This is a genomic window from Pseudomonas sp. SYWMCR5, from assembly GCF_057197165.1.
Map to the genome: position 1 here is coordinate 37,692 of NZ_JBXUNH010000003.1, position 11,957 is coordinate 49,648.

Consider the following 11,957-nt stretch of genomic DNA (forward strand, 5'->3'; position numbering starts at 1 on the left):
CCGACAGTGGAACAAGAAAAATAATCACTGTGGCCTGCGGGCCGAGGACAGCAACGATGTCGGATTACATTCAAGAGCAGGGCGCGGCGGCCACCAGCGGCAGCCGACGTGAGGAACGCAAGATCATTTTCGCGTCATCCCTCGGGACGGTGTTCGAGTGGTATGACTTCTTTCTCTATGGCGCGCTGGCAGCGGTGATCAGCAAGCAGTTCTTTGCCGGCGTCAACGACACCACCGCTTTCATCTTCGCCTTGATGGCCTTTGCCGCAGGCTTCCTCGTGCGGCCTTTCGGTGCATTGGTATTCGGACGCCTGGGCGACATGATCGGGCGCAAGTACACCTTCCTGGTGACCATCGTGCTGATGGGCCTGTCGACCTTCGCGGTCGGCCTGTTGCCCACCTACGCCAGTATCGGCATCGCCGCACCGATCATCCTGGTGATCTTGCGCATGCTCCAGGGCCTGGCCTTGGGCGGCGAATACGGTGGGGCGGCCACCTACGTGGCCGAGCATGCCCCGCCCGGCAAGCGCGGGTTCCACACCGGCTTCATCCAGTCCACTGCCACCCTCGGTCTGCTACTGTCGCTGATCGTGGTGCTGGGCAGCCGGTACATCAGTGGCGACCAGTTCGAGACCTGGGGCTGGCGCCTGCCGTTCCTGCTGTCGATCGTGCTGTTGGGCATCTCCACCTGGATTCGCATGAGCATGCACGAGTCGCCAGCCTTCGTGAAAATGAAGGCCCAGGGCAAGATCAGCAAGTCGCCGATCCGCGAGTCGTTCACCTCCTGGCCCAACCTCAAGGTGGTGCTCACCGCCCTGTTCAGCATCAACGCCGGCCAGGCCGTGACCTTCTACACCGCGCAGTTCTACGTGCTGTTCTTCATGACTCAGATGCTCAAGATGGACCCGGCCCAGGCCAATACCCTGCTGATCATCAGCGTGGTGATAGGTGCGCCGTTCTTCGTGTTCTTTGGTTGGCTGTCGGATCGCGTGGGGCGCAAACCGATCCTGATGATTGGCCTGCTGCTGGCGACCCTGTGCTACTTCCCGATGTTCAAGGCGCTCAGCCACTACGCCAATCCGCAGATCGACGCCGCCAGCCGGCAGTCGCCGATCGTGGTCAGTGCCGACCCGCAAGGCTGCACCTTCCAGTTCGACCCGGTGGGCAAGGCACGCTTCGACAGCCCTTGTGACAAGGTCAAGACCTTCCTGGTCAAGCAGGGCCTGCCTTACAGCTCGGTTGCGGCGACGGGCAGCGACGTTTCGGTGAGCATCGGTGACAAGACCATCAACGGTTTCGATGAAGTGGCGATGCGCACGGCTATCGAGCAGGCGGGCTATCCGGCCAAGGCCGACCCTGCCCATGTGAACCAGGTGATGGTGGTGGTGCTGATCGTGGCGATGATCCTGATCGCGACCATGACCTACGGGCCACTGGCAGCGGTGATGGTCGAGCTGTTCCCCACACGTATCCGCTACACCTCGATGTCGCTGCCCTATCACATCGGCAACGGCTGGTTTGGTGGCTTCCTGCCGACGGTATCGTTCGCGCTGGTGGTGTATACCGGGGATATCTTCTATGGGTTGTGGTACCCGGTATTGATCACCGGGATCAGCCTGGTGGTGGGAATCTTCTGCCTGAAAGAGACCAAGGATGTGGACATCGACAAGGTGTAGGAGCGGGTTAACCCGCGACGCAGACACCTGGGTTGCCCAGGCATGAAAAAACCGGCGTAAAAGCCGGTTTTTTTATGCCTCGAAAAAACTTATGCACGATTTTCGAAAAAACGTCATACAGAGAAATAAATAGCTAATTCAACTACTTAGATACGATCCGAAAGCATTAATCCAAAAATTGCTAACACGTTATCCACAGATCGTCAGGCGATTGATTCGGTGACGTTTTCTTCTGCCGGCGGCAGCGACCCCATGGCCCGCTGTGTCGCCTCGTTCCACGCCTGGGCACGATCGTTGAGCTCGGCGATGGCACGTGGCCCGGTGCCGTTGGCGTACATCGGCTCGCCAATCACCACCTCGATGGTGCCAGAGCGCTTGCCCCAGCCAGTCTTTGGCCAGAACTTGCCAGCGTTGTGCGCGATCGGCAGCACCGGCAGGCCGGCGTTCACCGCCAGGGCGGTGCCACCGCGGGAGAACTTGCCGACCTGACCATAGGGCACGCGCGTACCCTCGGGGAAAATCAGCACCCAGACGCCCTGCTTGAGCAGTTCGTCGCCCTTGCTCGCCACATGGCGCAGGGCTTCCTTGGGGTTGTTGCGGTCGATGGCGATCGGCCGCAGCATCGCCATTGCCCAGCCGAAGAACGGCACGTACAACAGCTCACGCTTGAGCACCTGGCTCATGGGCGAGAAGTATGCCGAGAGGAAGAAGGTTTCCCAGGTGCTCTGGTGGTTGGACAGAATCACGCAGGGCTCTTTTGGCACGTTCTCGGCGCCGATGATCTTGTAGTCGATACCCAGGATCACCCGTGTCAGGAACACCGCGCAGCGGCACCAGTAGACGTTGATGAAGCGATAGCGCCGCGGAAACGACAAGAAGGGCGCGATGAAGAAGCTCAGCGAGCACCACAGCAGCGAACTGGTGCCCAACAGCAGGTAAAAAAGAAAGATTCTGATCGCCTGCAGGATCGACATAGTGGCATGTACCGTTGCGGGGCTCGCCCGCCTGAGGAAGTGCGCCGAACAGGCGCACTCTTTAAATAAGTTCTCTGGCGATGGCTGCCAGATCGTCGAAAATCAATGTGTTTTCAGGGATGCCCTTTTTCAGGGTCTTCTCCCCTTTGCCGGTTTTCACCAGCACCGGTTGTGCTCCGACGGCCAGGGCGGCCTCCAGGTCACCTGTGCTATCGCCGACGAACCATACACCGCGCAGGTCGACTTGGTAATACTCGGCAATCGCCCGCAGCATTCCGGGCTTGGGCTTGCGGCACTCGCAGCCTTCGTCCGGCCCATGCGGGCAATACACGATATGCCCGACCTCGCCGCCCTGCTCGGCGACCAGCTCGCGCAGACGCGCGTGCATGGCCTCCAGCGTGGACAGCGGGTAGTAGCCACGGGCAATGCCGGACTGGTTGGTGGCCACTGCCACCGTCCAGCCCGCCTTGCTCAACTGCGCAATGGCCTCGATCGAGCCGGGAATGGGGATCCACTCCTCCAGCGACTTGATGTAGGCGTCGGAGTCGTGATTGATCACCCCGTCTCGATCGAGAATCAGCAGTTTCAAGGCTTACCCCAGCAGCGAGATGTCGGCCACGCCCAGGAACAGACCGCGCAGGCGGCTGAGCAGGGCATAACGGTTGGCGCGTACCTTGGCGTCTTCGGCGTTGACCATGACCGCCTCGAAGAACGCATCGACCGGATCGCGCAGCGCAGCCAGGCGTGCCAGCGATTCGCTGTACTGGCGTGCGGCAGCCATTGGCTGCACAGCCTGGTCGGCCTGCTGGATCGCCGAGTACAGGGAGAACTCGTTGGCGTTGTCGAAGTACTTCGGCTCGACCTGGTCGGCGATGGCGCCTTCGGCCTTGCTCAGCAGGTTCGAAACGCGCTTGTTCACCGCGGCCAGGGCCTCGGCTTCCGGCAGCTTGCGGAAGGCCTGCACGGCCTGCACGCGCTGATCGAAATCCAGGGCCGAAGCCGGCTTCAGGGCACGTACCGACAGGTAGGTGGCCACATCGACGCCTTCGTCTTCGTAGCGTGCACGCAGTCGATCGAAGATGAACTCCAGCACCTGGTCAGCCAGGCCTGCAGCCTTGACCTTGGCGCCGTACTGCTTGACCGCGAACTCGACCGCAGCGGTCAGGTCCAGGTCCAGCTGCTTCTCGATCAGGATGCGCAGCACGCCGAGGGCGGCGCGACGCAGGGCGTAGGGATCCTTGCTGCCGGTTGGCAGCATGCCGATGCCGAAGATGCCGACCAGGGTGTCGAGCTTGTCGGCGATGGCCACGGCGGCGCCGGTGAGGGTTTCCGGCAACTCAGCGCCAGCACCGCGCGGCATGTACTGCTCGTTCAGTGCCAGGGCGACATCTTGTGGCTCGCCATCGTTGACGGCGTAGTAGTAGCCCGCGATGCCCTGCATTTCAGGGAATTCGCCGACCATTTCGGTGGCCAAATCGCACTTGGACAGCAGGCCGGCGCGGCCGGCGTTGGCTGCACTGCCGCCGATGAACGGGGCGATGTAGGCGGCCAGCCTGGAGACACGCTCGGCCTTGTCGAACACCGTACCCAGCTGGGCCTGGAACACCACGTTCTTCAGGCGTTCGTTGAAGGTTTCCAGAGGCTGCTTCTTGTCTTGCTTGAAGAAGAACTCGGCGTCGGTCAGGCGCGGACGCACGACCTTCTCGTTACCCTCGACGATTTGCTTCGGATCGAGGCTCTCGACGTTGGCCACGGTGATGAAGCGCGGCAGCAACTTGCCTTCGCTGTCGAGCAGGCAGAAGTACTTCTGGTTGTCCTGCATGGTGGTGATCAGGGCTTCCTGCGGCACTTCCAGGAAGCGCTCCTCGAACGAGCACACCAGCGGCACCGGCCATTCGACCAGCGCAGTCACTTCGTCCAGCAGCGCCGGCGGTACGATGGCGCTGCCTTCCTGCTGCAGGGCCAGCTCTGCGGTGCGCTTGGCGATCAGCTCGCGGCGTTCGGCGAAGTCGGCCAGTACGTGGGCCTTGCGCAGGTCCTCGACGTAGTTGGCCGGGGTGGTGATCAGCACGTTTTCCGGGTGGTGGAAGCGGTGCCCGCGCGATTCGCGACCGGCTTTCTGCGAGAGGATGGTGCAGTCGACGACTTGGTCGCCCAGCAGCATCACCAGCCACTGAGTGGGGCGCACGAACTCTTCACGGCTGGCCGCCCAGCGCATGCGCTTGGGGATCGGCAGGTCGTTGAGCGAGTCTTCGACGATGGTTGGCAGCAGGCTGGCAGTGGCTTTGCCCGGGATGTGCTGGGAGAAGCGCAGCTTGGCACCGCTCTGGTCGATCTCGGACAGCTCGACGCCGCACTTCTTGGCGAAGCCGAGGGCGGCCTGGGTCGGATTGCCGTCGGCATCGAAGGCGGCCTGGCGGGGCGGGCCGTCGATATTGATGCTGCGATCAGGTTGCTGTACGTCCAGTTGGCGGATCAGTACGGCCAGGCGGCGTGGCGCGGCATAGACCGACTTGCCGGCGTAGTTCAGGCCGGCGGCCTGCAGGCCTTTCTCGATACCGGCCAGGAATGCGTCGCCCAGCGAGGCCAGGGCTTTTGGGGGCAGCTCTTCGGTGCCCAGTTCAACCAGGAAATCTTGCGCACTCATTGTGCAGCCTCCAGCTTGGCCAGTACTTCATCACGCAGTTCGGGGGTGGCCATCGGGAAGCCCAGGCGTGCGCGGGCTTGCAGATAGCTTTGCGCCACGTCGCGGGCCAGGGTGCGCACGCGCAGGATGTAGCGCTGGCGCTCGGTCACCGAGATGGCGCGGCGGGCGTCGAGCAGGTTGAAGGTGTGCGAAGCCTTCAGGACCATTTCGTAGGTCGGCAGCGGCAGGTCCAGCTTGATCAGGCGGTTGGCTTCGCTTTCGTAGAAGTCGAACAGCTCGAACAGTTTCTCGACGTTGGCGTGCTCGAAGTTGTAGGTCGATTGCTCCACTTCGTTCTGGTGGAACACATCGCCATAGGTGACCTTGCCGAACGGGCCGTCGGCCCAGACCAGGTCGTACACCGAATCGACACCCTGGATGTACATGGCCAGACGCTCCAGACCATAGGTGATCTCGCCGGTGACCGGATAGCACTCGATGCCACCGACCTGCTGGAAGTAGGTGAACTGGGTCACTTCCATGCCGTTCAGCCAGATTTCCCAACCCAGGCCCCAGGCACCCAGGGTCGGCGATTCCCAGTTGTCTTCGACGAAGCGGATGTCGTGGACCAGCGGGTCCAGGCCGATGGCCTTCAGCGAGCCCAGGTACAGCTCCTGGAAGTTGGCCGGGTTCGGCTTGAGTACCACCTGGAACTGGTAGTAGTGCTGCAGGCGGTTGGGGTTTTCGCCATACCGTCCGTCGGCGGGGCGACGGCTAGGCTGCACGTAGGCAGCGTTCCAGGTCTCCGGGCCGACGGCGCGCAGGAAGGTGGCGGTGTGGAAAGTGCCGGCGCCTACTTCCATATCGTAGGGCTGAAGTACCACACAACCTTGCTCGGCCCAGTAGTTCTGCAGGGCGAGGATCAGGTCTTGGAAGGTACGCACGGCTGGCGTAGGCTGGCTCACGAAATTCACCTGTATCTGGGGATGCGGATGTAAAGAGCGGGAGTATAACCCGATTCGCCTCGCCCTCTACGTAATTGGAGCCTTATGCCACGCTGCTTTTGGTGTACCGACGATCCCTTGTACCAGGCCTACCATGACCAGGAATGGGGAACCCCGCAGCGCGACCCGGCGTTGCTCTTCGAGATGCTTTTGCTCGAAGGGTTCCAGGCGGGCCTTTCGTGGATCACCGTGCTGAAGAAACGCGAGCGCTATCGCCAGGTGCTGCAAGGCTTCGACCCAGTGCAACTGGCCGAGATGAGCGACGAGCGGATAGAAGAACTGATGCTCGATCCAGGCATCATCCGCAACCGCCTCAAGCTCAATGCCGTGCGCCGCAATGCGCGGGCCTGGCTGGCGCTGGAAAACCCCGGCGAGTGGCTGTGGTCGTTCGTTGGCGGCGAGCCGAAGATCAACCATTACCAGGGGCGCGCCGACATCCCGGCGATCACCGACGAAGCCAAGGCGATGAGCAAAGCCCTGCAGAAAAAGGGCTTCACCTTCGTCGGTCCGACCATTTGCTACGCCTTCATGCAGGCCACCGGCATGGTCATGGACCACACCACCGATTGCGATCGCTACGCCGCGCTGGTGCGCTGAGGCGTTACAATGCGCGCCTTGCAGAAATAAGGAATTGGCCTGTGGAAAAGTTCAAGGGCGCCCTGATGGTCGGGGTGCTGCGCCTGTTCGCCAAACTGCCCTGGGGCGCGGTGCAGCGCGTCGGTGCCGGTATCGGCTGGCTGATGTGGAAAATCCCCAACGGTTCGCGCAACGTGGTGCGCATCAACCTTGCCAAGTGCTTCCCCGAGATGAACCCTGCCGAGCGTGAGCAGTTGGTGGGGCGTGCGCTGAAGGATATCGGCAAGTCCTTCGTCGAAAGCGCCTGGGCCTGGATCCGCCCGCCTCAGCAGTCGCTGGAGCTGGTCAAGGAAGTGCACGGCCTGGAAGTGCTCGAGCAAGCCCTGGCCTCAGGCAAAGGGGTGGTCGGCATCACCAGCCACCTGGGCAACTGGGAGGTGCTGAACCACTTCTATTGCAACCAGTGCAAGCCGATCATCTTCTACCGTCCGCCCAAGCTGAAGGCGGTGGATGACCTGCTGCGCGAGCAGCGGGTGCAGATGGGCAACCGCGTGGCGCCTTCGACCAAGGAAGGCATTCTCAGCGTGATCAAGGAAGTGCGTCGCGGCGGGCAGGTGGGCATTCCTGCCGACCCTGAGCCGGCCGAGTCGGCGGGGGTATTCGTGCCTTTCCTCGGCACCCAGGCGCTGACCAGCAAGTTCGTGCCGAACATGCTGGCTGGCGGCAAGGCGGTGGGGGTGTTCCTGCATGCCCTGCGCCTGCCGGACGGGTCCGGGTTCAAGGTGTTCCTCGAAGCGGCGCCCGAAGCGATGTACAGCGAGGATGTGGCGGTGGCTGCGGCAGCCATGAGCAAGGTGGTCGAGCGCTATGTGCGCGAGTATCCGAGCCAGTACATGTGGAGCATGAAGCGCTTCAAGAAGCGTCCGGCCGGCGAGCCGCGCTGGTACTGAGTTATCCACAAACTGTAGGAGCGGGCTTGTCCCGCGATCGGGCGCGAAGCGGCCGTAAAACCAGACGCCGAGATCTATCAGGAAAATCTCGGTTGCCGAGTTTGCGGCCGCTTCGCGCCCGATCGCGGGACAAGTCGCAGCGGCGAACCGCCGCTCCTACAAGGACCGTGGCGTCTGTCAGGCTTTGTTCAGCTTTTTCAGGAACACGGCCATTTCTTTCTCGGCCTGCTTGTCGCCATGGGCCTGCGCCGCAACGATCCCCTCCTCCCACGCCTTGCGCGCCGCAGCGATGTCGCCTTCGAGCTGATACGCCTTGCCCAACAGTTTCCACGCTGCCGAGTACTTCGGGTCCTGCTCGACGCAACTCGCCAGGTGCACCGCTGCTTCGGCGCCCTTGCCCTCATCCAGCCAGGCCTTGCCCAGGCCGAATCTCAGCAGCGGGTTATCCACACCCTTGGCCAGCATCTTTTCCAGCGATTCGCGCATGCCGTCTTCTCCTAGAAGAAACTCAAGCCGACGTGGAACAGCTTCTCCACATCGCGAATGTGCTTTTTATCCACAACGAACAGGATCACATGGTCTCCCGCCTCGATCACCGTGTCGTCGTGGGCGATCAGCACCTCTTCGTCGCGAATGATCGCGCCGATGGTGGTGCCGGGCGGCAGGGCGATGTCTTCGATGGCCTTGCCGATCACCTTGCTCGACTTCGAATCACCATGGGCGACTGCCTCGATGGCTTCCGCTGCACCGCGACGCAGCGAGTGCACGCTGACGATATCGCCACGGCGCACATGGGCCAGCAGCGTGCCTATGGTTGCCAACTGCGGGCTGATGGCGATGTCGATGTCGCCGCCCTGCACCAGGTCGACGTAGGCCGGGTTGTTGATCAGCGTCATCACCTTGCGGGCACCCAGGCGCTTGGCCAGCAGCGACGACATGATGTTGGCCTCGTCGTCGTTGGTCAGGGCCAGGAAGATGTCGGCCTCGGCGATGTTTTCTTCGAGCATCAGGTCTTTGTCCGATGCGCTGCCCTGCAGGACCACGGTGCTTTCGAGGTTGTCCGAAAGATGCCGGCAGCGTGCCGGGCTCATCTCGATGATCTTCACCTGGTAGCGGCTTTCGATGGCTTCGGCCAGGCGTTCGCCGATCTGCCCGCCACCGGCGATGACCACCCGCTTGTTGGTCTCGTCGATACGCCGCAGCTCGCCCATCACTGCACGAATGTCCTTCTTCGCGGCGATGAAGAACACTTCGTCGTCGGCCTCGATCACCGTGTCGCCATGGGGCTTGATCGGCCGGTCGCGGCGGAAGATCGCAGCCACGCGGGTATCGACATTGGGCATGTGCGCGCGGATCTGGCGCAGTTGCTGACCCACCAGCGGGCCGCCGTAGTAGGCCTTGACCGCCACCAACTGGGCCTTGCCCTCGGCGAAGTCGATCACCTGCAGGGCGCCGGGGTGCTCGATCAGACGCTTGATGTAGTTGGTCACCACCTGCTCGGGGCTGATCAGCACGTCCACCGGAATGTGGTCGTTGTCGAACAGCTCCTCGCGGCTGAGGTAGGAGGATTCGCGCACCCGGGCGATCTTGGTCGGGGTGTGGAACAGCGAATAGGCCACCTGGCAGGCGACCATGTTGGTCTCGTCGCTGTTGGTCACTGCCACCAGCATGTCGGCATCATCGGCGCCCGCCTGGCGCAGTACCGTGGGCAGCGAGGCGCGGCCCTGCACGGTGCGGATGTCGAGGCGGTCGCCCAGGTCACGCAAGCGCTCGCCATCGGTGTCGACCACCGTGATGTCGTTGGCTTCGCTCGCCAGGTGTTCGGCCAGCGTACCGCCTACCTGGCCTGCGCCGAGGATGATGATCTTCATCCGCTACTCCCTACCTTTTGTTCTTATCCGCGCGAGGCGGCGATCTTGATCAGCTTGGCATAGTAAAAGCCGTCGTGGCCGCCTTCCTGGGCCAGTAGCTGGCGGCCGTGGGGCTGGCGCAGGCCGGCCTCGGTCGCCAGGTCGAGCTCACGGGCACCGGGGGTGCGGGCGAGGAAGGCGTCTATCACGTCGGTGTTCTCGGTCGGTAGGCTCGAGCAGGTGGCGTAGAGCAGCATGCCGCCGACTTCGAGCGTCGGCCACAGCGCATCGAGCAGCTCTCCCTGCAGTGCGGCCAGGGCCGGGATGTCCTCGGCCTGACGGGTCAGCTTGATGTCCGGGTGGCGGCGGATCACGCCTGTGGCCGAGCACGGCGCATCGAGCAGGATGCGCTGGAACGGCTTGCCGTCCCACCAGCTGGCGGTATCGCGGGCATCACAGGCGATCAGCTCGGCATCGAGCTGCAGCCGGTCGAGGTTTTCGCGCACCCGCGCCAGGCGCTTGGCCTCCAGGTCGATGGCGACCATCTGCGCCAGGCCCGGCTCGGCTTCGAGCAGGTGGCAGGTCTTGCCGCCCGGGGCGCAGCAGGCATCGAGCACACGTTGGCCGGGGGCCAGCTCCAGCAAGTCGGCCGACAGCTGTGCGGCTTCGTCCTGCACGCTGATCCAGCCGTCGGCGAAGCCCGGCAGCCCGCGCACGTCGCAGGCTTCGGCCAGCACGATGCCATCGCGGCTGAACGGGCAAGCGCTGGCGCCGATGCCAGCATCAGCCAGCAGCGCCAGGTACGCATCACGGCTGTGATGACGGCGGTTGACCCGCAGGATCATCGGCGGGTGGGCGTTGTTGGCGGCGCAGATGGCTTCCCATTGCTCCGGCCAGAACGCCTTGAGCGACTTCTGCAGCCAGCGCGGGTGCGCGGTGCGGACCACCGGGTCGCGCTCCAGGCTGGCGAGCAGTTCCTCGCCCTCACGCTGGGCGCGGCGCAGCACGGCGTTGAGCAGGCCCTTTGCCCAAGGCTTCTTGAGCTTGTCGGCGCAGCCGACGGTTTCGCCGATGGCGGCGTGGGCCGGAATGCGTGTGTAGAACAGCTGGTACAGGCCGACCAGCAGCAGCGCCTGCACATCGGCGTCGGCGGCCTTGAACGGCTTCTGCAGCAGTTGTGCGGCAAGCAGGTCCAGGCGTGGTTGCCAGCGGGCGGTGCCGAAGGCCAGGTCCTGGGTCAGGCCGCGATCGCGCTCCTCGACCTTGTCCAGTTGCGCGGGCAGCGAGCTGTTCAGCGAAGCCTTGCCGCTGAGTACGGCCGCAAGGGCGCGGGCGGCAGCCAGGCGTGGGTTCATTGGCCGAGCACCTTGCCGCTTGCGAACTTCTCGCGGCGGCTGTTGAACAGGTCGCTGAAGGCCAGGGCCTTGCCACCGGGCAGTTGCAGGCGCGTCAGGCTCAGGGCGCCGTCAGCGCAGGCGACCACCAGGCCGTCCTTGCTCGCGGACAGGATCTCGCCTGGTGCACCTTTGCCTGTGGACAGGTTCGCGCCCAGCACCTTCACGGTTTCGCCGTCGAGGGTGCTGTGGCACACCGGCCAAGGGTTGAAGGCGCGGATCAGGCGCTCCAGTTCCACGGCCGGGCGATTCCAGTCCAGGCGTGCCTCATCCTTGTTCAGCTTGTGTGCATAGGTGGCCAGGGCGTCGTCCTGCACCTCGCCCTGCAAGCTGCCGTCGGCAAGGCCGGCGATGGCTTGAACCACGGCGCCCGGGCCCATCTGGGCAAGGCGATCATGCAGGCTGCCGCCGGTGTCTTCGGCGCTGATCGGCGTGGTGACCTTGAGCAGCATGGGGCCGGTGTCCAGGCCCGCTTCCATGCGCATCACCGTCACACCGCTTTCGGCGTCGCCCGCCTCCACGGCGCGCTGGATCGGCGCCGCACCGCGCCAGCGAGGCAACAGCGAGGCATGGCTGTTGATGCAGCCAAGGCGGGGAATATCCAGCACCGCCTGCGGCAGGATCAAGCCATAGGCGACCACCACCATCAGGTCAGGCGCGAGCGCGGCCAGTTCGGCCTGGGCTTCGGCGTTGCGTAGGGTCGGCGGTTGCAGCACCGGGATGTCGTGGGCCACGGCCAACGCCTTGACCGCGCTCGGCATGAGCTTCTGACCCCGGCCGGCGGGACGGTCAGGCTGGGTGTAGACGGCCACGATTTCGTACGGGCTGTCGAGCAGGGCCTTGAGGTGTTCGGCGGCAAACTCTGGGGTGCCTGCGAAGACGATGCGCATGGAGTTCTCGCTTCAAA

Annotated in this window: 11 protein-coding genes; 3 read left to right on the forward strand and 8 right to left on the reverse strand. The window is 63.6% G+C overall.

Annotated features, from left to right (window positions below):
* The first annotated feature begins 56 nt into the window (after positions 1–56).
* Positions 57–1,676, forward strand: a complete 1,620-nt coding sequence (locus AC2CGW_RS10545) for an MFS transporter (RefSeq protein WP_186670206.1) — start codon at positions 57–59, stop codon at positions 1,674–1,676.
* A gap of 203 nt (positions 1,677–1,879) precedes the next feature.
* Here the strand turns inward: AC2CGW_RS10545 and AC2CGW_RS10550 are convergent, their stop codons facing one another.
* The 4 genes from AC2CGW_RS10550 to glyQ form a co-directional block, all read right to left on the reverse strand.
* A complete protein-coding gene (locus AC2CGW_RS10550) occupies positions 1,880–2,650 on the reverse strand; it encodes a lysophospholipid acyltransferase family protein (RefSeq protein WP_186721128.1) in 771 nt (256 codons plus the stop codon).
* A 61-nt stretch (positions 2,651–2,711) separates the two neighbouring features.
* Positions 2,712–3,239, reverse strand: coding sequence for a D-glycero-beta-D-manno-heptose 1,7-bisphosphate 7-phosphatase (gmhB, locus tag AC2CGW_RS10555; protein WP_186721127.1), 528 nt, complete (start codon positions 3,237–3,239; stop codon positions 2,712–2,714).
* Positions 3,240–3,242: 3 nt separating this feature from the next.
* Positions 3,243–5,297, reverse strand: coding sequence for a glycine--tRNA ligase subunit beta (gene glyS, locus AC2CGW_RS10560; RefSeq protein WP_186670212.1), 2,055 nt, complete (start codon positions 5,295–5,297; stop codon positions 3,243–3,245).
* Positions 5,294–6,241, reverse strand: coding sequence for a glycine--tRNA ligase subunit alpha (glyQ, locus tag AC2CGW_RS10565; RefSeq protein ID WP_025337182.1), 948 nt, complete (start codon positions 6,239–6,241; stop codon positions 5,294–5,296). Before glyQ ends, glyS begins: the two co-directional genes overlap by 4 nt.
* Before the next feature lie 84 nt (positions 6,242–6,325).
* Here glyQ and AC2CGW_RS10570 point away from each other — a divergent pair, with 84 nt between their 5' ends.
* Both AC2CGW_RS10570 and AC2CGW_RS10575 read left to right on the forward strand, forming a co-directional pair.
* Positions 6,326–6,877, forward strand: coding sequence for a DNA-3-methyladenine glycosylase I (locus AC2CGW_RS10570; protein WP_054893031.1), 552 nt, complete (start codon positions 6,326–6,328; stop codon positions 6,875–6,877).
* A gap of 41 nt (positions 6,878–6,918) precedes the next feature.
* Positions 6,919–7,806, forward strand: coding sequence for a lysophospholipid acyltransferase (locus AC2CGW_RS10575; RefSeq protein WP_186670214.1), 888 nt, complete (start codon positions 6,919–6,921; stop codon positions 7,804–7,806).
* Between the two features lie 177 nt (positions 7,807–7,983).
* Here AC2CGW_RS10575 and AC2CGW_RS10580 read toward each other — a convergent pair whose 3' ends face one another.
* Genes AC2CGW_RS10580 through fmt form a run of 4 tightly spaced genes read right to left on the reverse strand, consistent with a single transcriptional unit; the run spans position 7,984 to position 11,940 of the window.
* Positions 7,984–8,292: a tetratricopeptide repeat protein gene (locus AC2CGW_RS10580; RefSeq protein WP_186670216.1), complete on the reverse strand. Its 309-nt coding sequence runs from the start codon at positions 8,290–8,292 to the stop codon at positions 7,984–7,986.
* An 11-nt stretch (positions 8,293–8,303) separates the two neighbouring features.
* Positions 8,304–9,677, reverse strand: a complete 1,374-nt coding sequence (gene trkA, locus AC2CGW_RS10585) for a Trk system potassium transporter TrkA (protein WP_186670218.1) — start codon at positions 9,675–9,677, stop codon at positions 8,304–8,306.
* Positions 9,678–9,700: 23 nt separating this feature from the next.
* A complete protein-coding gene (gene rsmB / locus AC2CGW_RS10590; protein ID WP_186721123.1) occupies positions 9,701–11,011 on the reverse strand; it encodes a 16S rRNA (cytosine(967)-C(5))-methyltransferase RsmB in 1,311 nt (436 codons plus the stop codon).
* Positions 11,008–11,940 carry a methionyl-tRNA formyltransferase gene (fmt, locus tag AC2CGW_RS10595; protein ID WP_484574026.1) on the reverse strand — a complete coding sequence of 311 codons (933 nt, stop codon included), beginning with the start codon at positions 11,938–11,940 and terminating at the stop codon, positions 11,008–11,010. The genes rsmB and fmt overlap by 4 nt, the downstream gene beginning before the upstream one ends.
* Positions 11,941–11,957: the final 17 nt, after the last annotated feature.